At 47.3% G+C, this 25,480-nt stretch carries 22 protein-coding genes; 20 read left to right on the top strand and 2 right to left on the bottom strand.

Annotation, left to right across the window (positions count from 1 at the left end; all coding sequences use genetic code 11):
- Positions 1–14 precede the first annotated feature (14 nt).
- Genes GKG43_RS04335 through GKG43_RS04325 form a run of 3 tightly spaced genes read left to right on the top strand, consistent with a single transcriptional unit; the run spans position 15 to position 3,760 of the window.
- A complete protein-coding gene (locus GKG43_RS04335; protein WP_129878768.1) occupies positions 15–872 on the top strand; it encodes a class II fructose-bisphosphate aldolase in 858 nt (285 codons plus the stop codon).
- A gap of 33 nt (positions 873–905) precedes the next feature.
- Positions 906–2,291 (top strand): MFS transporter, encoded by a 1,386-nt coding sequence (locus GKG43_RS04330; protein ID WP_050641752.1) that lies wholly within the window; start codon positions 906–908, stop codon positions 2,289–2,291.
- Positions 2,292–2,308: 17 nt separating this feature from the next.
- Positions 2,309–3,760 carry an FGGY-family carbohydrate kinase gene (locus GKG43_RS04325; protein ID WP_129878766.1) on the top strand — a complete coding sequence of 484 codons (1,452 nt, stop codon included), beginning with the start codon at positions 2,309–2,311 and terminating at the stop codon, positions 3,758–3,760.
- Positions 3,761–3,898: 138 nt separating this feature from the next.
- Here GKG43_RS04325 and GKG43_RS04320 read toward each other — a convergent pair whose 3' ends face one another.
- On the bottom strand, positions 3,899–4,723 hold the full coding sequence (locus GKG43_RS04320; protein ID WP_173020074.1) for a sugar phosphate isomerase/epimerase family protein: 825 nt from the start codon (positions 4,721–4,723) through the stop codon (positions 3,899–3,901).
- A 165-nt stretch (positions 4,724–4,888) separates the two neighbouring features.
- Between GKG43_RS04320 and GKG43_RS04315 the strand changes: the two genes are divergently transcribed.
- The 6 genes from GKG43_RS04315 to GKG43_RS04290 are packed head-to-tail and all read left to right on the top strand — an operon-like array spanning position 4,889 to position 11,518.
- On the top strand, positions 4,889–5,851 hold the full coding sequence (locus tag GKG43_RS04315; protein WP_050641749.1) for a phosphotriesterase: 963 nt from the start codon (positions 4,889–4,891) through the stop codon (positions 5,849–5,851).
- Positions 5,852–5,863: 12 nt separating this feature from the next.
- The gene (locus GKG43_RS04310; RefSeq protein ID WP_129878762.1) at positions 5,864–6,910 is read left to right on the top strand and encodes an alcohol dehydrogenase catalytic domain-containing protein; all 1,047 of its coding nucleotides are present in this window, start codon (positions 5,864–5,866) and stop codon (positions 6,908–6,910) included.
- 12 nt (positions 6,911–6,922) lie between these two features.
- Positions 6,923–8,029: a sugar ABC transporter substrate-binding protein gene (locus tag GKG43_RS04305; RefSeq protein WP_129878760.1), complete on the top strand. Its 1,107-nt coding sequence runs from the start codon at positions 6,923–6,925 to the stop codon at positions 8,027–8,029.
- Between the two features lie 13 nt (positions 8,030–8,042).
- A complete protein-coding gene (locus GKG43_RS04300; protein ID WP_173020073.1) occupies positions 8,043–9,014 on the top strand; it encodes an ABC transporter permease in 972 nt (323 codons plus the stop codon).
- Positions 9,015–9,029: 15 nt separating this feature from the next.
- Complete coding sequence (locus GKG43_RS04295) at positions 9,030–10,583, top strand: sugar ABC transporter ATP-binding protein (RefSeq protein ID WP_129878756.1); 1,554 nt, start codon at positions 9,030–9,032, stop codon at positions 10,581–10,583.
- A complete protein-coding gene (locus GKG43_RS04290; RefSeq protein ID WP_050641744.1) occupies positions 10,580–11,518 on the top strand; it encodes an ABC transporter permease in 939 nt (312 codons plus the stop codon). The genes GKG43_RS04295 and GKG43_RS04290 overlap by 4 nt, the downstream gene beginning before the upstream one ends.
- 348 nt (positions 11,519–11,866) lie before the next feature.
- Here GKG43_RS04290 and GKG43_RS04285 read toward each other — a convergent pair whose 3' ends face one another.
- The gene (locus GKG43_RS04285; protein WP_129878754.1) at positions 11,867–12,838 is read right to left on the bottom strand and encodes a Gfo/Idh/MocA family oxidoreductase; all 972 of its coding nucleotides are present in this window, start codon (positions 12,836–12,838) and stop codon (positions 11,867–11,869) included.
- A 196-nt stretch (positions 12,839–13,034) separates the two neighbouring features.
- Here GKG43_RS04285 and GKG43_RS04280 point away from each other — a divergent pair, with 196 nt between their 5' ends.
- From GKG43_RS04280 to GKG43_RS04230, 11 genes are all read left to right on the top strand, one after another.
- The gene (locus GKG43_RS04280; RefSeq protein WP_050641742.1) at positions 13,035–14,030 is read left to right on the top strand and encodes a spore photoproduct lyase family protein; all 996 of its coding nucleotides are present in this window, start codon (positions 13,035–13,037) and stop codon (positions 14,028–14,030) included.
- A 214-nt stretch (positions 14,031–14,244) separates the two neighbouring features.
- The gene (locus GKG43_RS04275) at positions 14,245–15,255 is read left to right on the top strand and encodes a LacI family DNA-binding transcriptional regulator (protein WP_050641741.1); all 1,011 of its coding nucleotides are present in this window, start codon (positions 14,245–14,247) and stop codon (positions 15,253–15,255) included.
- A 469-nt stretch (positions 15,256–15,724) separates the two neighbouring features.
- Positions 15,725–17,230, top strand: a complete 1,506-nt coding sequence (locus GKG43_RS04270; RefSeq protein ID WP_173020072.1) for a sugar ABC transporter ATP-binding protein — start codon at positions 15,725–15,727, stop codon at positions 17,228–17,230.
- Positions 17,227–18,207: an ABC transporter permease gene (locus tag GKG43_RS04265; RefSeq protein ID WP_050641739.1), complete on the top strand. Its 981-nt coding sequence runs from the start codon at positions 17,227–17,229 to the stop codon at positions 18,205–18,207. The genes GKG43_RS04270 and GKG43_RS04265 overlap by 4 nt, the downstream gene beginning before the upstream one ends.
- A gap of 11 nt (positions 18,208–18,218) precedes the next feature.
- Entirely contained in the window at positions 18,219–19,181 is a 963-nt protein-coding gene (locus GKG43_RS04260; RefSeq protein WP_055150001.1) for an ABC transporter permease, read from the top strand.
- 70 nt (positions 19,182–19,251) lie between these two features.
- Positions 19,252–20,046: a substrate-binding domain-containing protein gene (locus GKG43_RS04255; RefSeq protein WP_173020071.1), complete on the top strand. Its 795-nt coding sequence runs from the start codon at positions 19,252–19,254 to the stop codon at positions 20,044–20,046.
- A 3-nt stretch (positions 20,047–20,049) separates the two neighbouring features.
- Complete coding sequence (locus GKG43_RS04250) at positions 20,050–20,349, top strand: hypothetical protein (RefSeq protein WP_129878746.1); 300 nt, start codon at positions 20,050–20,052, stop codon at positions 20,347–20,349.
- Between the two features lie 153 nt (positions 20,350–20,502).
- On the top strand, positions 20,503–21,579 hold the full coding sequence (locus GKG43_RS04245; protein WP_050641736.1) for a uroporphyrinogen decarboxylase family protein: 1,077 nt from the start codon (positions 20,503–20,505) through the stop codon (positions 21,577–21,579).
- A gap of 112 nt (positions 21,580–21,691) precedes the next feature.
- Positions 21,692–22,924, top strand: a complete 1,233-nt coding sequence (locus GKG43_RS04240; RefSeq protein WP_055150007.1) for a TIM barrel protein — start codon at positions 21,692–21,694, stop codon at positions 22,922–22,924.
- Positions 22,924–23,970 carry a uroporphyrinogen decarboxylase family protein gene (locus GKG43_RS04235; RefSeq protein WP_055150010.1) on the top strand — a complete coding sequence of 349 codons (1,047 nt, stop codon included), beginning with the start codon at positions 22,924–22,926 and terminating at the stop codon, positions 23,968–23,970. The genes GKG43_RS04240 and GKG43_RS04235 overlap by 1 nt, the downstream gene beginning before the upstream one ends.
- A gap of 10 nt (positions 23,971–23,980) precedes the next feature.
- Positions 23,981–25,453: a rhamnulokinase family protein gene (locus GKG43_RS04230; RefSeq protein WP_055150013.1), complete on the top strand. Its 1,473-nt coding sequence runs from the start codon at positions 23,981–23,983 to the stop codon at positions 25,451–25,453.
- The last annotated feature ends 27 nt before the right edge of the window (positions 25,454–25,480 follow it).

The following is a 25,480-nucleotide window of genomic DNA, read 5'->3' as shown; positions in this document are numbered from 1 at the left end:
AAGGAGGAAATAAGATGTTAGTTACATTGACAGAAATACTGAAAGAGACAAGAACGAAGAAGTATGCCGTAGGAGCGTTTAATGCCACAGATTATCTGCTTGCGGAGGCAGTGATCAAAGCGGCTGAGGAAGAAGGGGTTCCGGTGATCATGATGGTACCTACTACAGCCTTCAAAGTGAAACAGACACCGTATCTGATGCAGTTCATCCTGGACCGGGCAAGAAAGGCAAGCGTACCGGTGTGTATGCATCTGGATCATGGAAAGGACTTCGATATCGTGATGCAGGCGATTCATTATGGCTGTTCCTCCGTTATGTTTGACGGGTCACTTCTTTCGATGGAAGATAATGTGAAGCAGACCAGAGAAATCGTGAGGATTGCTCATGCGTGCGGGGTATCAGTGGAGGCTGAGATCGGCCACGTGCCGGGTTCCAAGAATACACCGGCCACTGGAGCGCCGGATGAGAGTATGTACACGAAGCCGGAGGACGCCGTGACTTTTGTCAGAGAGACGGGCGTCGATGCACTTGCAGTGTCTATAGGGACCGTGCATGGGAAGTTCGTTGGAACTCCAAAACTGGATTTTGACCGGCTGAAGACGATCCGTGATCTAGTAGAGGTTCCTCTTGTATTGCATGGCGGATCAGGACTTTCGGACGAGGATTTCAGGAAATGTATCGAGCTTGGAATCAGTAAGATTAACTTCTTCACGGGACTTGCAATGGCGATCTCAAAGGCGGCATATGAAGCGATGAAGGAATCGGAAGGGAATATCATGTGGCCGGAGATCTCTCCGATCGCGGAACAGGCAGGAATCGATGCAACGAAGGAACAGTTCAGAATTTTTAATACGCAGCCACTGAACAGATAATCATTCTTGAGTGAAGTGAGAAAGGGGCATACTATGGAAAAGATAAAACAAACGCTGGAAGCGGCTAATATCAAACTGTCTTGGAGAGAGCGGTTCAGTTATGGGGCGGCAGACGTATATGGAACTTTATTCGGAAATTTTCTCTCAACTTTTATTTTATACTATTATACCGATATACTTGGAATCAGCGCAGCAGTGGCTGCCAATATCTTCCTTGTGTGTAATCTGGTCGATGCCTTTACCGCGATATCAGCCGGTCCCATCGCAGATAAGGTGAGAACCAAATGGGGGACATACAGGCCGTTCTGTCTGTTCGGTGCCATTCCACAGGCCATTGCTCTTGTGCTGTGTTTCACAAAGATACAGGCAGGAGAAGGTACGAAGGTGATCTGGGCAATGGCTACATATCTTCTTGTAAATGTATGCTATGCATTTATTAATACAGCGTACAGTACGCTCTGCTCTGCAATGACTACGAATGTAAACGAGAGAGGGGTGCTGAATGTTTTCAAGATCGGCGGTTCTGCAACAGGTTCCTTAGTTGTATCTCTCCTGGCACTTCCGCTTGTGGCAGCAATCGGTGCAGGCAATGAGGCGCGCGGCTATCAGGGAGCAGCAGCGGTCATGGGAATTTTATCTGCGGTCATGCTGCTCATTGCCTTCTTTGGTACGAAGGAGCGTGTAGTCGTAGAAAAAACGGAGAAAGTAAAAGTCATCGACAGCTTCAAGATGGTCTTAAAAAATAAGCCTTGTATTTTAATGATTTTTCTTTTAATGTTTATAGCATGGACATTTAACTTCCGATTTGCGGTGGTGATGTATTACTGCAAATATTATCTGGGAGATGCCGGACTGCTGACCGGATTCAACAGTTTAGTATCATTGGTTGGAATTCCGGCGATTATACCGATTCCAGGCCTGTACAAAAAACTCGGTAAAAAGAACACAATGGTATTAGTGGCAATTCTGACGATCCTGAACGGCATCGTATTTTTACTCGCACATCAGAACTATTACATGGTAGCATTCGGGTTCATATTATTCGGTGTTACACTGAATGCATCCTTCTCTGTAGTCTGGGGAATGATTCCGGACACGATCGAGTACGGAGAGTGGAAGACAGGAGTCAGGGCTCCGGGAGCCGTCGTATCTGCGTGTGCTTTTGCCAGGAAGATCGCCATTGCGGTTGCGACCTGGTCTGTAGGACAGGCGCTTTCCCTCATCCACTATTCTGCTGAGCTGGAGGTACAGACTGCAGCAACCAATACCGGTATATACTACCTGAATGCAGTGCCGCTCATCATCGGCGGAATCCTGATGCTGATCGTTATCTTGCCATATAATCTGACTCAGGAAAAATTTGAGAGCATTCTGAAAGAAATTGATGCCAGAAAAGCATCCTCCGGCAGCCTGGGTTAGATAGAAAGGGGAATCTTATGAAAGAATGTATCATGGTAGTGGATTTTGGGACTTCAAATGCCAGGACCAACCTGGTAGATATCACGGACGGGAGTATCGTAACGGGACATAGTAAGCAGGTATTTTATCACAGCCCGAAGACGGACTTTCATGAGATTCCGGCAGATGATTACTGGCTGGCATCCGTAGAGACGACGCAGCGTGTCATAGAAGAGGCTGGAAGCAGATATCATATAGCGGGCCTTGTATTCTCCTACATTGGAGACAGTCTAGTCCCTGTAGATGCAAAAGGGAATCCCACCTATCCCATGCTGGCATCTTATGATCTGAGAGCAAAGAATGACATGGAACTTTATACAGAGCAACTCGGCACAAGAGAGTTCGAAAAAATCAGCGGCTGCCCGCTGACACCCAGAAATACTGGGGTGAAGATCCATTGGCTGAAGAAGTATATGCCGGATGTGGCTGAGAGAACCGCACAGTATCTGACTCTGCAGCAGTATGTTAATCTCAGGCTTGGCCTGGGACCGGTCAGTGATTATTCTGTGGCGAACAGGAAGCTGATGCTGGATGTTCGCACAAAAAAGTGGTCGGCGAGATTGCTGGATCTGATTGGAAGCAATACAGAAGAGATGGGGCCGGTGATCACGGGAGGGGACGAATGCATCGGCAAGATCACGTATTACGGCCCCGTAAAGCTTCCGTACGAAATACCGGTATTCCCAGGTGGGCATGACTCGGCGGTGGGTTTTATCGGTCTCGGACTGGACAGCAATATCCGTGGGATTCTCGGCAACGTGGGCGGTACATTCGACCATTACGGATATCTGAAGTCAGAGTACCAAGACACCTTGCCTGTAGCAGGAATCCAGACGGTGGCAGGACCGACAAAGGACAGCTTTGTTACGATCAAAGCACATCCGGCAGGAAAAGACTTGCTGTGGTTTATACATCAGATCGTCGGAAAGAAAGACATGAGACTTCTCGACGGCTATTTCAGGGCGGCTCATTTTGGCGGAGAGAACGGCTCCTATTATACAACGGGGCTCGACACATCGGAAGGTTCCTTTGTGTATCTGAATAATTTGGCGGGAGTGCAGAAGATTTTTGATACCCTGGTCGAAGGAATGACATTCCTGTCAAAAGATATCGTGGAACAATTCAAGCTGCTTCATTACCCGTTTGAGACGATCCGTGTAGGCGGCGGCAGCGGAAAATCCGATGAATGGCTTCAGCTGAAGGCGGATGTCTTTGGAGTACGGATCGAAAAAGTAAAGAATCTGGAGGTGTCTTCGACAGGTGCGGCAATCATCGGAGCCGTAGGATTGGGAATATGCACTTACCAGGAAGCCTTTCGAAGCATGGTGGCAGTGGAGAGATATTTTAAGCCTGATGAGACATTAAGCAGTAGATATCAGGAAAAGTACGGGAATTGGAAAAGAATATGCAGGCAGCTGGAGAGAGGGTAAGGGAAAGCGCAGCTAAAAAAGAGAGAACATAGCACAAATGTGCCATGACTCTCTTTTTTTATAATATAGGAAATTCCTTTGTGATTTCCTAAAAATGTTTTACCAGATGCATTTTATTGCTTTCAAAACGAAATTATGTTAGGATTCAAACGTAGATGTTAACGTTTCGAAATCTTTCAATATCAACTTCATAAAATCATCATTCATATTCATCGGAGGGAGATAATAATAGTTCTCCGTTATCATCCATCCCTGGAAGCCGATTTTTTTGATTGTTTCAGCTGTCTGTATGTATCCGGCATCGCCTGTGCCCAGAAGTACGCAGCCACGCTGTCCAGGTGTGAATAGAGAGCGCAGGCTGTCTTTCATATGAAAATGGCTGATTGTTTCTGTTCCAAACGCCTGGATCTGTTCAATCGGATCGCCGGTACCGAAACGAAGGGGATTCAGGATATCCATACAGACTTTCACCCGGCCCTTCAGCCGATCGAGCAGCACCTGTATCAGCGGAAGAGGAAGTGCAGATTCGACAGCAATTTCAACCTGAGAGATTTCGGCCAGGCGGCATGCATATTCCAGATGACTCAATGCATTGCTGTATGCATCTTCGGTCTTAGGACTGACCGTGATGACGAGTGTACGGATATCGAGTGCCCTGCAGGCTCGTATTCCATTACGGATGCTGGCTCTTGCAGCGTCTCCTTGAGGTGTATTGACAGGAAAATCAATGGTTCCTTCTGCAAGCAGAGCTCCAAGGTTCAGGGAATGAAGACGGATTTCGTAGTGTCTGGCCGTCTCATTGTAGATTTGTTGTATTTCTGGGTGGTTCAGCGGGAAATTGAGGCTTCGGCCGCCGGCTTCACCAAGCTGCATCCCGTCAAATCCGGCTGTGCCGGCAAGTATGATCGCAAGGGGGCCGGAGACCGGCATGGACCACTCACATATTCCATAATAATTCTTCATAGTGTTATCCTCCATAAATAAAATGTAATACAATAACAATACAAAGTCAACATAAATAATGATAATATAATACAAAATTAGACCTAAATAGATTGACAATAAAAATACAATATGATAAAATCATGAGTAAGAAAAAGAGGATAATAGAAGGACGGAGGAACAGCTATGGTAAAGATTAATACAGTGTTGGGAAAACTAAGTACGGAAGATCTGGGAATGACTCTGATGCATGAGCATTTGGGAACCGTGGACGCAAATGTATGGAAGGCATTTCCGGATTGGCTGAATCGGTCGGAGTTCATTGATTATGCAGTGGGGCAATATAAGAAAGTAAAAGACAGAGGAATCGATACGATCGTAGATGTGACACCATTGGATCTGGGAAGAGACATCCATATGATAAAAGAGGTATCGGAAAAGTCCGGTGTTAACGTCGTGGCATGCACAGGTATCTATGGAAACAGTTATGGCTGGCACCTGTATAAGGATCCGGATTATATTGCTTCGTTATTCATAAGAGAAGCTGAAACCGGAATCGAAGGGACAGATATCAAGGCAGGAGTCATCAAGTGTGCCACCCATGAGGATCATATCAATCAGGATGATGAGCGGATGCTGAAGATCATCGCAAAAGTACATAAGGAGACAGGTCTTCCCATTATCACGCATTCTATCGGGCATTCAGGATATGAACAGCAGGATGTGTTCGAGGCGGAGGGGGTGGACTTAAGCAGAGTCGTTATCGGACACCTGGGAGACCTCGATGAGGTGGAATATATCGTGAAGGTGGCGGAAAGAGGAAGTTATCTTGGTCTGGACCGTTTCAGCATTGATACAATCCAACCGCTTAAGGTTCGTGCTCAAGTCCTGAAAGAGCTCTGTGAGAGAGGATATCGTGACCAGATCATCGTAAGCCATGATTGTATGTGCTTTATGGACGGACGGGACAGCCTGAATATCTTCGGCAGTACCTGGGATGACTTTTATAAAGAGAACCATGAAGACATGGAATATCAATATACCTATGTATTTGATTATATCTGGCCGGAACTTGAGAGACTCGGGATGACGCAGGAGGATTTTGACCAGTTCCTGATCCGTACTCCCCGGACATTTTTTGAACGATGAGCGGAGGACAATATGAGAGCATTAGTATATGACAGACCCGGAAGAAAATATGCCAGTATCCGTGAGATCGATATGCCGGAGTGCAGTGACGGGCAGGTACTGATCGAGGTTATGTCCTGCGGAATCTGCAAGCCGGCAGAAAAGTCACATGACCAAAATGGCTCTGTCCTTGGAAGATATCCGGCGGTGCCGGGACACGAACTGGCAGGCAGGATCGTCAAGACCGGCAGGAACGTCGTATCTCTCCAGGAAGGGATGAGGGTGACAGTAGATAATGGCGTACCGTGCGGGACATGCTATTACTGCAGGAGAGGAGAAAGCGCTTTTTGTGAAGCGTTTGGTTCTATGGGGCATAATCTGCAGGGCGGGATGGCGGAATATATCGCGGTGGATGAGAGGAATGTCTATCGGATACCAGATGCTGTCACCTATGACCAGGCAGCCCTGTGCGAATTGATTGGCTGCTGTCTGAGGGCTGTAGAGAGAAGCCAAGTCAGGTACTGCGATGATGTGCTAGTTCTGGGCGCCGGAGCCAGCGGGAATATACTGACACAGTTATTTTTAAATTCCTGTGCGCAGAATACAGCAGTGATAGATCTGGTGGAGAGTAAATTGAAGATCCTGAAGGAAAAAGGGGCTCTTACCTATCTTGCCGAGCCGGGAAAAGAGGCGGAGATATTGGTGGAGACTGCGGCCGGTTTTCCAAAAGGTTTTGATATCATTGTGGATGCATGCGGCAGCGCCGAAATGAGCCGTGCCTCTTTGAAATACCTGAAAAAGGGCGGGACTTTTGTAGGATATTCCTTTCCGAACGGTGAGCAAAAAGAACTTCCACTGCCGATCGCTCAGTTCATCATTAATGAATGGACCTATGTCGGTTCCACTTTTAACAGTGAGTTTGATAAATGTATCGAGATCATCAGCGGTAAAAAAGTGGACTGTGATTGTCTGATAACAGGACATTATAAGCTGGAAGAATATTTTGAAGCGCTTGATGAAAGCCTGGAAGATAAAGAATCCATCAAAGTGATGATTCATCCTAAGGGGACAGCAAAATAGAGGTGGCAAGATATGAAGAGAATAAGAATTCTGGCGGTTCTGGTTTTGACGGTATTTCTGATGACGGGATGTGATGCTCTGATAGAATTGCCGGAAGAGCTGAAGGAAGAAGAGGTACAAAAGACAGATTTGAAAGAAACAAAGTTTGAGGGCCCGGCTGAGAAAGCGAAGGCGCCAAAAGGCGTAAAAGTGGCTTTAGTACCGGCACAGGCCTCTTTGTCCGGCTGTATCGTTCCATGTGAAGCCATTCAGGAGGTGGGAGAGCGATATGATTGGGATATCCAGATGTTCGACGGGAAGGGGACGCCGGATGAGGAAAATACCGCGATTATGAATGCGATTGCATGGCAGGCAGATATCATTATTACGATCTCGCTTGATGCGAGAAGCGTCCAGCAGGGAATCCAGGCGGCGAATACGGCTGGAATCCCGATCGTGAGCGGTTCCAACGGTACGGATGACCCCAACCCGCGTTTGGATCTGGAGGAGGCGGGACTGGTTGATTTTCTGTATGATGTCGGACCTGATTACCGGGCGCTCGGAACGGCAATGGCCGAATGGATGGAGTCCCATAGAGAACTGAGCGGACATGTCGTCATCTACAGTTGTCCGGGATCTTATTCCGTGGAATATTTTGAAGATGGTCTGCTGGCGGGGCTGGAACAGACGGAACTGTCAGTTGACAGCCAGCTTCAGAAGTTTACATTCGAACAAATGGGGGATGAATTGAACCGCATGGTTATCGGTTATGTGACCGCCAACCCGGAAACAGAATTTATCTTTCTGCCCTTTGACCCGGCAGCGGTCAGTGTGACAGAAGCGCTTGAGACAGCAGGGATACAGGATGTGAAGGTATGCGGAGTATTAGGAAATCAGGAGATGATCTCCCTGATCAGACAGGGAACGGTTGCGTCATGTACAGCTGCCTACGATAACGTATATTTGGGCTACGCAACGGCAGACCAGGCCATACGTGTCTTAAATGGACAGAAACTTGCAGCGCCTAGAGGCGAAAATCTGCCTTATCAGATCATAGACATTCAGAGCCTGCCCAAAGAAGGGGAAGCGTGGGCGCCGAATATGAACTACAAAGAACGTTATTATGAGCTTTGGGATTAAAAGAGGGTACGATATGAAGGAAGCTGATATTCGAAATGAGAGAAATACAATACTAGAAAAATATGGAATGCTGGGCGTTTTGCTGATCATTATTTTGATCTTTGGGTCATTATCCGAATCTTTTCTTACAGTACAGAATTTCAGCAATATATTCATCAGTGAATCCGTGGTAGGATGTCTGGCCCTGGGGGGATTGTTCATTCTTGTAGTAGATGAATTTGATCTTTCACTGGGATACATCTTGTGCTTCTGCATGGTGCTCGGTGCCTTCCTTTCAGGGAAAGGCTTTCCGGGGGGCGTGGTGGTTTCCGTGATGATTGCAGCAGGTGCCGCATGCGGAGCTCTGAATGGCTTGATCGTCACCAAGCTCAGGATCAATTCCTTTATCGCGACGATGAGCGTGGGACTTTCACTGGCCGGGATTACACAGGCATTGTCGGGAGGGGGAATCCTGAACACCAATATTCCGCAGTCGATGATTCATTTTGCAAGAGGAAAGGTATTCTATGTGGGATATAGTGTAATCTTTCTCCTGATGCTGTGCGCGATCATTCATTTTGTCCTGAATCATACGGAATTCGGCAGGCATCTGTACGCCGTGGGTACGTCAGGGCGCACGGCAATATTCGCCGGGATCAAGGCGGAGAGAGTCAGGCTCACCGCATTCACTGTGGCCGGATTCTTTTGCGGGATATCGTCAATCGTGATGCTGGGACAGCTGGGTGCCGCCAGCTCTGCCTATGGCACCTCTCTTTTGCTTCCGGCATACTCCGTCGTATTCCTGAGCAAGGCGTCTTTTCATCCCGGGCGGCTGAATGTACCTGGTCTGGTCGTAGGAGTGGCCCTCTGTGCTCTGGGACAGAATGGAATCGAGATCGCCGGCGCGCCGGTATGGGGGAGCTATGTTTTTCAGGGAGTGCTTCTGATCCTGTCGATCTGGATCTCGGTACTTCTGACTCAGAAAGCAGGACGGAAAGTGAAGTAACGAAAGGAGAAGGCAATGTCTGTTGAGATGGAACATATTTCAGTATCATTTGCCGGTGTTACAGTACTAAAAGATATAAGTCTTTCGGTGAAGGATGGAATCATTTGCGGTGTGCTCGGAGCTAACGGCAGCGGCAAGTCCACGTTGATCAAGGTACTGACAGGGATCTATCATCCTGATAAGGGATCAGGTTCTGAAATTACGATTGCCGGTCAAAAATGCAGTGATATTCCCGATTCGAATGAAGCGTACCGCATGGGTGTGCGCGCAGTACATCAGGAGAGCCCGCTGATAGACGATTTTACAGTGGCAGAATGTATCGCCGCATTCAAAGGGTACCCGAAAAAAAATGGACGGATTGATTGGAAAGGAATCAAAGAATATGCGGAAAGATTGCTTTTGACGTATGAGATCTCATTAGAAACAGAACAGATGGTGAGAGAATTGAGCGCCATGCAGCGCAATATGCTGGCAATAGCCATCGCAATAGGCCAGGAGGAAGAACAAAAGCAGACGAAGCTGCTGATATTGGACGAATCAGAGGCTTCAATTCCCGAAAATGAAGCGGAATTCTTTCTTCAACGAATGAAGATGCTGGCTGCAAAGGGAATACCGATCATTATGATAAGCCACCGGCTGAAAGCCGTGCTTAAATATTGTGACACTGTGGTGATATTGAACGATGGGGAGATGGTATTTCATGGAAACGTGGGAGATATTACGGAAGAGATCATCGTCAGCCAGATGCTCCGCAGAAACGGTGAGGCACAGAAGGAAACAGAAGCAAAGAGGGAGTATACCCTTTCCTCTTTGTGGGATTTGCTCAAGTGCAAAACGCAGTATCAGATAGGCGCGGAAGTGCTGCGGGTCGAGAATCTTAAGTATGGAAACCTGAACGGATGTTCTTTTGAGTTGTATGCGGGAGATATACTTGGAATCGTCGGCGTAGCTGACAGCGGGATATCCGAGCTGCCCTGGCTGCTGTCTGGAAGATGGTCCAGGGAGGAGGGGGAGATCTATGTCGGGGGCAGCCTCCTTCCGCGCCATATGAGCACAAGAAAGGCCATCAGGAACGGTCTTGTACTGCTTCCCAGCGACCGTCCGAAATCCGGAGGCGTTATGGAATGCTCTGCGAGAGAGAATCTTTTTATGCCAAATGAAAAGAAATACTGGAGGCGGAAAAAACTATCCAGGCGAACCCTTCAGATGATGCAGGAGATATTCGATATACAGCCCCGTGATAGTTTTGAAAAGAAATTCGGGACATTCTCGGGGGGAAATCAGCAGAAAGCGATTATGGCTAAATGGATGAGCTTAAAGCCCAAGGTATTCGTCCTGGACGACCCGACCTACGGAGTGGACCCCAATTCACGGCAGAGGCTGTTCGCATTACTGAAAGAAGCGGCCTCTCAGGGAATGGGAATCATTGTCTTTTCTACAGAACCGGAGCAGCTCGCAGACTTATGTACCAGGATTGTAGTGATACGGGAAGGAAAGGCGGCAGGACAGATTCAGAAAAAAGACGGCATTCCGGAAAGAGAGACGATTGCGAGGTGGAGCTATCTATGAAGAATAGGAAGAGTATGGATCTCAGTAAGAACGGTCTTGCTGTGATAACCGTAGTATTGGCAGTCATATTTGCGTTAGCGGTTCCACAGTTCGCGAATCTCAGAAATATAAATGTGATCGGTATCGGCAGAGTCCCCGTCGCGATGTTCGCTATGGCATCTCTGATACCTCTGGCGGTTGGGGAATTCGATATTTCACTGGGATATATGATCGGCTTACTGCTGATGCTTGGCGGCAAGATGGCATCGGCCGGGGGGACGGCCCTGGGTGTATTTGTTGTGATTATGCTGGGCAGTGTCGTACTGGGAGTTTTAAACGGTCTGATCACGGTGGTGTTTAAGATTCCCTCCACGATCTCTACATTGGCCACCGGCATGATCATGTACGGGGGCTCATTGGGGTTGAACGGCGGCAAGGCATTTACCGGTGTGACACCGGATCTGCTGATGTGGATCAGTAAAATTAAGATCGTGAAGCTCAATATCTGCATTTGGGTATGCCTGGCAGCAGGTATCGCTGCCTGGCTCATACTGGAGCATTCGCCTCTGGGGAAATATATCTATGCGATCGGACATTCTGAACGTGTAGTCTCTCTTGCGGGAATCCGTACGAAGATAGTGCGTTTTGTTTCTTTTATCATGGCATCTGTTCTGATTGGCCTATGCGCCGTCGTATTGATGAGCCAGTCAAAAAATGTGTATCCCGATACAGGACAAAGCTATCTGCTTCCAGGACTGGCTGTTACCTTTTTGAGTACGACGGTTCATACACCAGGTAGATATAATATACCGGGGGTGCTGTGGTCTGCGGTATTCCTGGGAATGGTCTTCAATGTGATCAGCATTCTGGGGGCGCCATTCTGGGCCGAGGCAGTGATAAACGGAATCGTTCTTCTGGGCGTAGTGCTGGTGATGAATTTCAGAGGACAGAAGTGAGGGTGAAAGAGGTTTGCCTATAAGATACAAAATCCTTCCGGTAGGAGGAGTAAGAGACAGATGCCGTTACTGTGCACGCCCAAAGGATGTGCACAGTAACCCTCCGCAGAGACAGTTATTAGCACTAAAATATTGACAATTGACAGTAAAAAAGTGATAATAGTTGAACCACTGAAAACGCGAATGCGTCGTAGGTGGTGTTTTATTTGGGATAGATTACAAATTCAAATTTTTCCGGGCTGGCTTTCAGATTAAGAATATTATTTTCCTTGAATGTTGTAAGGACGCTTCCGATTCAACTCTTTTCTTTTCCAAGCTCTATTTCTCAGAACAGCATATTGCTTTATCTTATGGCTCCGGATACCCACAGGATGACAGTACCATATCCATAGCCTCAGCGACCCCAATTGAAAATTCATGGCTGACAAGGGGCGTCTCCCCATTCAGTATACAGGCACCAAGCTGTTCTACTTCCAACATATAATTATGTGGGGCATCGACACAGAATTCGGTGCGCTTTTCATCTTGTACCAGATACCACTTCTGTTTTCCTTCCGCGTTAAATCTGACCGGTACTTCTAAGACTCCACGATCTCCATAGACAAAGGATCGGTCCCCGCGCTGATAAGGGAACATGCCGCAGGAGAACACCGCGCGCCTGCCGCCGGAATACATCAGGTATCCGATGGTCAGGTCATCAATTTTCTCCCCGGTAAAATGGGAAACAGCCTGCCCGGAAAGCGGAGCTGAACCAAACAGGCAGGAAGCAAAGCTGATGGTATAGCATCCAAGGTCATAGACGGAGCCTCCCAGAGTATCTCGGCGGATGCGGATATCATCTTCGTAGCCGGGCGTAAAGAAGACAGATTCTATCATATTCACATTTCCAATCAGACCGTTGTCGATCTGCTTTTTAAGCTCCTTCATGACCGGAGAGTGAAGGTAGGCAAATGCCTCCATAAAAATGACGCCCGCAGCGTTGCATGACTGGATCATTTCTTTCGTATCTGCGGCGCTTCCGCTCGCCGGCTTTTCGCACAATACATGCTTTTTACAGGCAGCCGCTTTGAGGACCCATTCCTTATGAAGGTTATTCGGGAGCGGTATGTAGACAGCCTCCACTTCCGGATCCTCCAGCAGATCATCATAACTTCCATAGGCTTTTTGAAAATGAAATTCATCACGGAATTGTTCCGCCTTTTCCAGTGAACGTCCTGCTATGGCATACAACTCGCAGTTTTTCGCCATCTGCATACCAGGGATAGTCTGTTCTTTCGCAATTTTGGCAGTACCGAGAACGCCCCAACGTATTTTTTTCATAGATAGTAAACTCCTTTCAGGTATGTTTAATAAAGCTTAGAAACTGTCCAGAAACTCATGCCCTTTCGCCAGAACAGCGGAAGAGCTGTGGATTAAGGTTATTATAACATATTTATCAAAAAATGATAAATTCTTTTCCGCAGCGCATACTATATGCAGGCAGTTAGCCTTAAAAAATAAAAGAAAAGAGATAATTATGAAATTTGATGCTGTTTACTATGAACCGGACTCTCTGTCTTATACATTAGGAGAGCAGCTGAAGGAACAATTTGGCAGCCTCCCCTGGATACCGATTGAGAGCCACAACTCCATCAAAGAGATGCAGGAAAAGCCCAATTCCGAATTTGGCCGAATGAAGAGGAATTTGATTATTGGGATACGCAAGACGCATAAATATGTGGAGAATCATAAAGTATCCGATTATCTGGTGCCTTATACCTCCTCCGGCTGTACGGCCATGTGCCTGTACTGCTATCTTGTGTGCAATTACAATAAATGCGCGTATCTCAGATTATTTGTGAACCGCGAGCAGATGCTGGACCGTCTGATAAAAAAGAGCATGAAGAGCGAACAGCCGCTGACATTTGAGATCGGCAGTAACAGTGACCTTGTATTAGAAAACACCATCACGCAGAATCTGCTCTATACCATTCCTCGTTTTGTAGAGGAGGGAAGAGGAAAGATAACATTTCCAACTAAATTTGATATGGTGGAGCCGCTTCTGGGACTGGAACACGGCGGCAGGGTGATCTTCAGAATGAGTGTGAACCCACAGCCAATTATCAGCAGGATTGAATTGGGGACGTCCAGTCTTAAGCAGCGGATCCAGGCTGTGAACGAGATGTGTGAAGCAGGGTATCCCTGCGGCCTTCTGATTGCACCGGTGATTCTGGTTGATGACTGGAAGAAACTGTATACGGAGCTTCTGGAAGAGCTGGAGAGCGGTCTGTCTGTTAAAATGAAAAGAGAGATGTTCCTGGAAATTATTTTGATGACCTATTCCTATGTCCACCGTGCCATTAATCAAGATGCCTTTCCGGGGGCGGAAGACTTATACGATCAGGAGAGGATGACCGGGCGCGGCAGAGGAAGATACTGCTACCGCCCGGAAGCGCGGGCTGAGGCAGAAAATTTTCTGAGGGCGGAGATAAAAAGAATCCTGGGGGATGTGCAGATCCTTTATATCAGCTGACCGTAAGGCTGAGGGCAGTGACTTCTTAGTCCAGAGCAGGAAAAGTCGTACGAATCAGACTTCTTTGGTTGTACATTTTCACTAAGAATGTTAAAATAACCCATATGAATACAGAGTATCAATGCGGGGAGAAAGCATACCCAAAGGGCATCCCGTAATGCATGCCCGTTGGGTATAAGGTATTGAGACGATCTGAGTGAAAATAGGAGTTCAAATGAGTACAATTTATGATGTCGCAAAATTGGCCGGGGTGGGGAAATCAACGGTTTCCCGTGTGATTAATAAAAACGGGGCCATTAAAGAATCTACAAGGCTTAAGGTGGAAGCCGCCATGAAGGAACTGAACTACCGCCCAAGCCTGTTCGCACAGGGGATTAAGACGGGCAGGTCCAAGACGATCGCTTTAGTCGTTCCGGATTCCACGAATCTTTTCTATAGCATGCTGTTGTCAGGAATAGAAGATATTGCCAGAAAATATGGTTATTTTGTTATGCTGTGCAATGGGGAATATGATTCACAAAAGGGAAAAGTATATCTGGAGCAGCTTCAGGAGCGTAACATTGACGGCATCATTTATTGTGTATACCGCAAGGATGAGGTGTTCAAAGATGTATTCGAATTGTCGGAGACGGTTCCGGTAGTATTTACCGATGACCCCTACCTGCGCGATCCTACCGTGTCAGTGGTTTATACAGATGGAAAAAAAGCGGTGCGCGAGAATGTTGATTATTTATATAAAAAGGGCTGTCGGAATATCGCCTTTATCGGCCTGGAAGAGATCTGCGCAGTTATGTACCGGTTTGAGGGGTATAAACAGGGATTAAAGGATCATGAAATCCGGTATTCCCGGGATCTGGTATATCAGGCGCCTTATAACTGGTGCAGGATGTCACATTTTATGCTTGGAGCAGAAGGGATTTCTCAGATCATGCAGTCAGGGAAACAAGTGGATGCCGTGATTGCCGCTACGGATATGCTGGCGATAGGCGCGATATCCTGGATACAGGAAAACGGATACAGCGTGCCCGGGGATATCCGAGTGATCGGATACGATAATATCGAGATCAGTTCCATTATCCGTCCCAAATTGTCGACGATCTCCCAGCCCATACGTATGATGGGAAATGAAGCGGCAGAGTTGCTGTTTCGGAAAATCGAGGAGAACAACGGGATTAATGAGACCATTGAAATGAATACCACCTTTATAGAAAGAGAAAGCACGTAGTATATATGGAAACATGTTTCGGACAATGATTCTGGAACATGTTTTTTTATGATATAGGAAATTCCTCTGGAATTTCCTATATCATAAAAACCCTCCGGGAGGATGCACACGCCGCGATAAGGTATATAGCCGCAAAGCGGCATCGCGGCGGCGCCAAAGTGTGCAAGCCCCTCATGAGTGAGGGGCTTGCACACTTTGTTCTGATTTAGGAATTAGAGAAAATTTGCTGTTTAGTTTTATAGAAAACCAAATATAGTAAATATGAACAAATGAAAAATAAAAATATAGTAAAAACAACGAAAATGAATTGCAAAAATATAAAAACTTACAAGTTTATTGACATTAATTTTAGTATATGTTATAAATGAAATAAGAAATGGGATCAATCCCAATTAAGCCGGGAAACAACGGCTGTTTTTTACCGCATAGAGTGGGATCAATCCCAATACTGAAGGGAAGGAGAGAAATATTGGAGAAAAAAGATAGTTTATTAAGCGCTCAGAAGATATGTAAATCCTTTGGAAAAAATAATGTTCTTAAGTCTGTAGACTTTGATTTGGAAGCCGGGGAGGTACATGCGCTGATCGGTGAGAACGGAGCAGGAAAGTCGACGCTTCTGAAAATATTATTCGGAATTTACCAGCCAACCTCAGGTGAGATTTATCTGGAAGGGAAGGCCGTGCGGATGAAACATCCGGTGGACGCCATCGGGCACGGTATTGCCATGATTCACCAGGAACCTTCCGTCTTTGAGGATCTGAGTATTGCGGAGAATATATTCACCGGACATTTTGATACCCGGAAGATCAAATGGGAGGACCTGAACAGGAAGGCATCGGAGGCGATGCTGGAAGTGGGGCTTGAGTTTTCACCGGGCAGGATGATGAAGGGCCTTTCCGTTGCAGAGCAGCAGCTGATAGAGATTGCTTCCGCACTTTCTTCGGATGCGAAGATCATTTTTATGGATGAGCCTACCGCATCGCTCACGCCTTCCGAGGTGGATAACCTGCTGGAGCTCATCGATAGCCTGCGTAAAAAGGGAAAGACGATCGTCTATATCAGCCACAGGCTTGAGGAGATTAAGGCAGTTTCGGACAGAATTACGGTTCTGCGGGATGGAGAGATCGTAGGTACATATCTGAATGCAGAAATCACCAAGGACCAGATTATCCAGAAGATGATCGGCAGGGAATTCAGGGCAGGGGGCAGAGAGTCAGAGAGCAAGACCTTTGGGCAGCCATTTTTGGAGGTAGAAGATATCAGTATTCCCGGCATTTTTGAACATGTCAGCTTTCAGATTGCTAAGGGTGAGATCATGGGGGTTGCGGGCCTTATGGGGGCAGGGCGGACAGAAGTGGCCAGAGGTATATTCGGGATTACGCCGGTGAAGTCGGGGCGGATCAGAATCGGAGGAAAAGAAGTAAAGATTGAGTCCCCAGAGGCAGCTATCAAAAATAAAATTGCGCTGGTGCCTGAAGACCGGCAGGGCTTGGGACTGTTTGTTTCGGAACCAATTGCCTTTAATACCACATTTGCAATTATTGACAGTATGAAAAAGAAGTTAGGTTACATTGATACGAAGAAAGAGAAAAAGATCTCTGAACAATACGTGGAGGGTCTGAAAACAAAATGCAGGTCTGTCACGCAGAAAGTGGGAGACCTGTCCGGCGGAAACCAGCAGAAGGTCAGTCTGGCAAAGTGGATCAGTACGAACCCGGATATTCTGATTCTGGACGAGCCCACGAGGGGAATCGACGTGGGGGCTAAGGAAGAAGTCTACAGGCTGATTAGAAAATTGGCGGAGGAAGGAAAATGCATTATGATGATCTCCTCCGAATTGAGTGAGATCATATCACTGAGCGATAAGGTCATGGTTATGTATGAAGGAAAACAGACGGGAATGCTGCGAAAGGACGAGATCACAGACGTTAAGATCCTGTCCGCGGCGCACGATTGTCTGGAGGAGGCGCAATGAAAAAGAAAAAGCTGAATTTAAGTTCATTTCGTGAATTAGGCGTGATTGCTATGATCGTGATTATCTATGCAGTCGTATGCATCGTAGAGCCCCGTTTTTTTTCAACCACTTCGCTGGTCAACATCCTGCTGTTTTTTCCATTTTTGCTGATTGTATCCCTGGGGGAGATGATCGAGATAGTGAGCAGAAACGTAGACATGTCATTGGGCGCGATCCTGGCGTGTTCCGGGTATGCGGCGGGACTGCTCTTTAAAACATACAGCGGCCTGCCTATCGCAGTTGTTTTTATCGTGGCGATTGCACTGGGATGTGTACTGGGGCTGATCAATGGGTTTATCGTGACTAAGTTTCAGATTCCATCAGTCATTGTTACACTGGGAACTATGAATGTATACCGTGGCGTGATTTTCATTCTGGGCGGTAAACAGATCGATAATTCGGTGATACCGCAGTCCTTAATGGCGCTTTCCCAACCAAAGCAGTCCGTCATCGGGATTCCATATTCTGTACTGATTGCGCTTCTGGCGGCAGTTCTTCTTGCATTATTTTTAAAATACTTCCGGGCAGGACGGCAAATATATGAAATTGGCTGTAACCCTGCGGCGGCAAGCCTGCGGGGGATTTCGAACAACCGGGTACAGTTGTTTGTCTTCACACTGGCCGGCGGGTTAAGCGGTCTGGCTGGGATGATCTTTATATCCAGAATCGGCTATATGGATCCGGGAGCCGCGGGGCGGGGCCTGGAATTCACGGCTATTGCCGCGGTTGTGATCGGCGGGACCAGTATGAACGGCGGAGTCGGCAAAGTGACGGGGACTGTACTGGGATGCCTGCTTCTGGGAGTCATACAGAATGCCATTTCAATAACAGGCATTTCCGGATATTGGCAGGAGGCCATTTATGGAATTATCATCGTAGTCTCTGTCATTATCGATAACTTAATTAAAAACAGGCTGGCAGTCAGCGAAGCGAGATAAGGGGGTCAATGATGAAGCATAAATTAAAAATGAACCGGATGATCCGGCCGGAACTGACGGTGTTTGTGTTCATGATTTTAAGCCTTGTGGTCGGGGTCCTGCTGTCGCCAAACTTTCTGGATATCAGATTTCTGCTTGGTTCCACGATATTCTACTGCGAACTCGGGCTGATGGCGATTCCGTTTACCCTCCTTCTGACATCGGGGGAGATCGATCTTTCCATCGCGGCAAACATGAGTCTGGTGGCCTGCCTGGTGGCCGTACTGTATCAGGCGGGGATGAGTATGCCAGTGTTAATTGTGATCGGTATTGCGGCAGGGACACTGCTTGGATTTTTTAACGGCCTTCTGGTGACGGTAACGAAGCTGCCCTCATTAGTGATAACAATCGGCATTATGTCAGTCTATCAGGGATTTTCACAGGTTCTGGTTGGTGACGCGGCGATTTCGGGATTTCCGGAATGGTTTATAGGCCTTGATCAATACACAATTTTGGGATTGATACCACTGAATCTGATTATCTTGATTGTAATCGCCCTTATTTTCTCCTTTCTGCTGAAAAAGACGGTATGGGGCAGGAAGATAACGGCCATTGGCCTGAACCGCGGCACAGCATTGTATTCCGGCGTTGCTGTTGAAAAAACAAAGGTCCTGCTGTTTACAATTCAGGGTACATTTTGTGCAATCGCAGGAATTATGACAATGTCCAGGCTGCAGATGGCGAAGTATACGATAGCGGGCGACGGACAGATGGACGTCATTACCATGGTCCTGCTGGGTGGAACCGCATTTGCGGGAGGCCGGGGGAGTGTCCTTGGAACACTGGCAGCATTTTTTATCATTGTATTTATCAGAACGGGCATGCGGCTGGCGCTTCTTAGCAATTACGCACAGATGGCGATATTGGGGCTGCTGTTGATTCTTGTAATAATTATTTCAAACGGGTTAGAAAAAATGGCTAAAAAATATGAATAGGAGGTGCAGCAGTATTAAAAAAATAATTAGCCATGAGAAACAAATAAATAAAAAAATCAGGAGGATTGCTATGAAAAAAAGAACATTATCAGTGGTATTGGGGATCTGTTTACTGGCTGCGGCGATGGTAAGCGGATGTGAGAAAAAGGGCGTGGAGCAGAGCCCGAAAAGTGACAGCAGCAAACAGGAAGAGGAGCAGGGAAGTACGGACGATAAGGCAGAAGGCAGTGCGAAAAGCGCTTCCGATGTCACAGTCCGCTATATCTGCCTGACAAAGGGGATTCCTTATTTTGACCCGATCATTGAGGGGATGAAAGATAGCGTGGAAAAGGCAGGGGCAACATTCCAGGATACGGCTCCGGATACAAGCGACGCGACGGCTCAGATCCCGCTGATTGAGGCAGCCATCCAGGATAAGGTCGATGTGATCTGTATTTCACCAAGTGATCCGGATGCTCTGTGCGCTACCTTTGATAAAGCGCGGGACGCTGGAATTATCGTTCTCTGTGTGAATGATGACGTCACCGGAAACGAAGACAGAAGAGACGGTGCGGTAATGTCTACGGATTATGATGTGCTTGGAAAGGAGAACTTCGAGGCGTTTGCAGAGAGCATGAATTATGAGGGCAAATTTGTTGCATTGAGCTCTAAGACCGGCACCCCGTTCCAGGAGAATCAAATGCAGATATACCGGGATATGATGGCGGAAGACGAGAAATACGCGAAAATGGAATTTGTAGATGTTCTTTATGGAGACGATGAAGCTACAAAGAGCCTGACAGAGGCAGAGGCTGCCATCCAGAAGTATCCGGAACTGAAAGGCATTATTTCTCCGACAACTGTAGGAATTGTAGCCGCAGCTTAGGCAGTGGAAAATGCAGGGCTGACTGGCAAGATCATGGTAAGCGGAACCGGAACCCCGTCCCAGTGCAAGACATACCTGGAAAATGGCACCATGCCAAATGCATTTCTCTGGGATACCAGGCTCTGCGGAAATGTAGCAGGAACACTTTCCGTTAAGCTTGCAACAGGGGAAGTCGCTCTGGAGGCAGGAGCGGAAATCGATCTGGGTGAGTACGGGACGGTAAAGGCGAATGATGTCTGCTTAGTACCGGCCGGCGATCCGCTGAAGTTTACTAAGGAGAATGCAGGAGAGTATGATTATTAGTCACTAAAAAATAAATAGACTGTGCTGTAAGGGGGCAGTCCCTTCTGCAAGGAGAACAGACCCCTCTGCCAAGGGGGACAGACCCCTCTGTCAAGAGGGACAGTCCCCTTTGAAAAGGGAACCTGCACAGTCTGCAGGAGGAGGTACGCGTATATGAATGCAAGAGAAAGGGTACTGGCGGCTTTAAAGGGGGAGGGGAAACCCGACCGGATGCCATTTGAGATCAGTTGGGGCGCGTTTACCCCGAGACTGATGCAATGTTATCATGAGCAGGAACAAACAGAGGAAGCGCCGGAAGAATACTTTGACTTTGACGTCAGGTCAGTAAATATCGGCGTAACAAACAAGAAAACGGATTTTACAAAATATTTCAAAGAGAAACTTCCGGATAACGTGATCTTCGATGAGTGGGGAGTTGGGGCCGTGCCCGGGTCACAGGAACATTTTCTGGAATTCAAGTATCATCCCCTCGCGTGGTGTGAGACCGCCGAGGATGTATATGGCTACGAGTGGCCGGATGTGGATGCGGATTACCGTTTTGAGGGCATGAAAGAAAAAATTGAAGAATATAAGTCCCGGGGCTATGTGGTAATGGGAGAGCTGTATCAGACGATCTTCGAAACCGCGTGGATGCTGCGTGGGATGGAAACTTTTTTGATGGATTACTATGAAAACGAAGAAGTGGCTATGGCTATATGCGATAAACTGGAAGAATTGCGGATCAAGCAGGCGAAGAAATATGCAGAGCTGGGTGTTGATATCATCCGCCTGGGAGATGACGTAGCGACACAAAAAGGGCCGCTGATGAGCCGTGAGATGTACGGCGCTTTGATAAAAGAACGTATGAAAAGAATCGTTCAGGCAGGGAAGGCTGTGAATCCGGAAGTACTTTATTTCCGGCACTGTGACGGGAAGGTGGAAGATATTGTGGATGATTTTATCGAGGAGGGCATCGATATCCTGAATCCTGTACAGCCGGAGTGTAATGACCTGACGCTTATATATGATAGATTTGGGGACAGACTGGCATTCTGGGGCGGAATCGGGACACAAAGTACGATGCCTTTTGGAACACCGGAAGAGGTGAGGGAAAAAGTAAAGGAAGTTCAAAAGATCTTAGGAAAAAGAGGCGCGCTTGTGGTGGCCCCTACGCATATACTGGAGCCGGAAGTGCCGTGGGAAAACGTATTGGCATTTGTGGACGCTGCGAGGCATTCCTATTACGAATAAATAAGACAGTTACGAATAAATAGGGTAGTTACGGATATATAAGATCGTTATGAATAAAGGTGAAGACAGTTATGAATAAAGGGGAAAATAGATACAAATAAAGGAGAAGTCAATGAAGCGATATGAAAAGAGATATGAGATTTTAAAAGAAGAATTAGGTGAAAAGGGTTTTGACCTGGAGAAAATTAAAAATTTACTAAAGGCGCAAGTCATTGAACTGCCCTCCTGGGCAGTGGGAAATTCGGGAACCCGATATGGTACATTTAAAGATAAAGGGGCAGCCGTTACGATCTGGGATAAGATCGACGACTGTGCGGAAATCCAGAGGTGCTTAGGGATCACGCCGGTAATGGCTAGCCATGTGTGCTGGGACAAGACTGAGGACGGAAGATTCGGCCCGGTCAGGGAATATGCCGAGGAGAAAGGCATGAAAATCGGTACCGTGCATCCGAATACATTTTCCGGGCAGGAGTTCAGGTATGGTTCCATGTGTTCGCCGTTGGACTGGGTACGTGAACAGACGAAGGAACACTTTAAAGACTGCGTCAGAATGGCGCGGGAGATGGGGTCCCGGACAATCGGGATGTGGGTGGCGGACGGAACCAACTATCCGGGGCAGGATAACCTGAGGGAGCGGAAGCACCGCCTGTATGAGGGCCTGAAGGTTCTGTATGATGCGATGGATCCGGATATGACTCTGCTGCTGGAATATAAACCCTTTGAACCGTTCTATTACACAACCGACGTGCAGGACTGGGGCACCTCCTATCTGATGTGCAGCAAATTAGGGCCTCAGGCAAAGACGCTGGTGGACCTGGGGCATCATCTGCCGGGGACCAATATTGAGCATATTATATCCACTTTGCTGGATGAAGGAAAACTGGGAGGGTTCCATTTTAACAACCACCGGTATGCGGATGATGACCTGATTCTGGGAACCGTGAACCCGCTGGAGATCTTCCTGATTTTCAAAGAAATCATCGATGCGGGGATGGAAGGCGTTGATAACCAGATTGCCTATATGCTGGATCAGTCCCATAATATTGAAAACAGCCTGGAAGGCATCATTTACTCAGTCATGAATATCCAGACCGCCTATGCAAAGGCATTGCTGATTGACCGTAAGGCCCTGAAAGCTGCCCAGGCAGAAAATGATGTAGTAAGATGTAACCAGATCATCATGGAGGCATTTGAAACGGATGTGGAGCCGCTGTTATCCGTTGTTCGCATGGAACTGGGGCTCACGGATACCAATCCGCTGAGGAACCACCGGGAGAGCGGTTATCATATAAATGCGGCTGAAACCCGAGAGGAAGGAATACTGACACTGGGAGGAGGATGCTGATGAATGGAAGAGAGAGAATTCTGGCAGCTTTAAACCGGCAGGAGCCTGACAGAGTTCCCACCTGTGAGTGGGTGCTCAATCCAAAGGTAATGGAGCAGATCTGCAATACCGCAAGTGACATGGAATTCGTACAGAAAATGGATCTGGACGGGATTGCCGTTGGACTGGATTCAAAAAATACAGTAATAGACGACCGGCATTTCATCGATGAATGGGGAATTACCAGGGTTTCCTATGACGAATATCCGAATCCGGTAGGATTTCCGATCCAGGAATTGTCCGATCTGGATACCTATGAAATGCCTGATCCCGATGCGCCGTACCGCTTCAATAAGATTAAAAAAGCATTGGATCTCTTTGGACAGGAAAAATGTGTGATTGCCAGGGTGCGGGACGTATTTTCACAGCCCAGGGATCTGATGGGATTTGAAAATTTCCTGGCGGGCTTTTATGAAGAACCAAAGCTGGTTCAGCGGCTGATGGAGATGAGCGTGGAATACTCCGGCAGAATCTGCGAAAATCTTGCCGGGCTTGGGATCGAGGTCATCGTTGTGGGCGATGATATTGCCAACGACCAGGCGCTTCTCATGAATCCCGACATGTACAGGGAACAGGTACTGCCTCACTTTGAAGCACTGGTGAAGAAGGCGAAAAGTCTAGGGCTCAAGGTGATCAAACACAGTGACGGAGATTTAAACAGCGTAGTAGAAGATCTGGTAAACACAGGAATAGACTGTTTGGATCCGATAGACGCCAGAGGAAATATGGATCTTGCCGCATTAAAGGCAAGGTATGGTGACAGGATTGCATTCAAGGGAAATGTGGACTGTGTAGAAACACTTGTAAATAAGACAGAAGACCAGGTGCGCAGGGAAGTGGCGCGCTGCCTGCTCCAGGGAAGCGTGGGAGGCGGACACATTATCTCCTCCTCCAACTCGATCCACAGCGGAATAAATCCGCAGAATTACAAGGTCTTTTTGGATGCGTTAAAGGAATTGGGGACGTATCCCTTAGATATTGAAAAATTAAAGCAAATCGCAGAATAGGGGTGTGCAAATGGGCAGATATTTTGCAGTTGATCTGGGGGCGGAAAGCGGTCGCTGTATCGCAGGAACCCTGGAAAACGGCATCATAGAACTGGATGAACTGTGTAGGTTTCCAACACAGGGACTTAAAATCCGGGGAGAATGGAAATGGAATGTTTACCGTTTTTATGAAGAAATATTAAAAGGACTCCGGATCTATGCAGACCAATACGGCCCTAAACTGGATTCCATCGGCGTGGACACCTGGGGCGTAGATTTTGGCCTGCTGGATAAAAACGGGACACTGATGGGAATCCCATATACATACAGGGATAAACGGACTGAGGGCACGGATGCCCTGCTGGAACCAAGAAAAAAAATGCTTTACCGAAAGACAGGAATCCAATTTTTGGAGTTTAATACTTTGAACCAGCTTATTGCAGCAAGGAAGCAGAAAGATACACAGCTTGACCATGCCAGGGAGCTGCTGTTTGTGGGAGATATTCTGCATTATCTGCTTGGAGCCAAACCCGTCTGCGAATATACGGCGGCCTCGATCTCCATGATGGTAGATACAGTCAACCGCAAATGGGATGATGAAATCTTCGAGGCCTACAATATCCCGGTAGAACTGCAGTCCCAGATCTCGTTTGCAGGGGACAAAGTAGGAACCCTCCGGGACGATATTGCAGAACAAGCGGGACTAAAACGCGGGATTCCGATCATAACGCCCGCCGTACATGACACGGCAAGCGCGGTAGTAGCGACTCCCGCAGAAGGTGAAAACTTCGCCTTCATCAGTTCCGGTACATGGTCTCTGGCAGGAATGGAGCTGAAACAGCCCGTAAATAATGAAAAAAGCTTCGCACTTAATATATCCAATTCTGGCGGAGTACTTGGAAAATCCCTTTTCCTAAAAAATATCATGGGACTCTGGATTATTCAGCAATGTAAGAAACAATGGAATCGAAAAGATCCGGGACTGGACTACTCCAGAATCGTAGAAGAGGCAAAAAAAGCCCCCCAATTTATGGCGTTTATAGACGTAGACGACAACAGCTTTTTCGCACCGGATAATATGCCCCAAGCGATCGTCGAATACCTGAAAAAAACAAATCAGATCCACCTCAAAGAAGATGACATCGGTGCAATCAGCAGGCTGATCTATGAGGGCCTTGCACTGAAATACAGATATGTGTTAGGGAAGATAGAAGATGCCGCAGAGAAAAAAATCGATGTCGTGCACGTAACCGGAGGCGGTGGAAAAAATACACTATTAAATCAGTTTATAGCCAATGCGCTTCACAAAAAAGTAACGGCAGGCCCGGAAGAATGCACAGCAACCGGCAATCTCCTGATGCAGGCTTACGGTTGCGGACACGCCTCCTCATTAACAGAAATACGCAGAATAGTGAGAGATTCCTTCCAGGTGAGGGAATATGTGCCGGAAGATGAAGCGGAATGGAATCTGGCATATAAAAATTTCTCAAAGTATTGTTTTTAAAAATGAGGAATATTCTTACTTTCAAGG

It is taken from the genome of Eubacterium sp. BIOML-A2, from assembly GCF_009680135.1.
GTDB classification, from domain to species: Bacteria; Bacillota; Clostridia; order Lachnospirales; family Lachnospiraceae; genus Faecalicatena; species Faecalicatena contortus_B.
The sequence above is the reverse complement of the archived record's forward strand: the minus strand, read 5'-3'. Positions and strand labels throughout refer to the sequence as shown.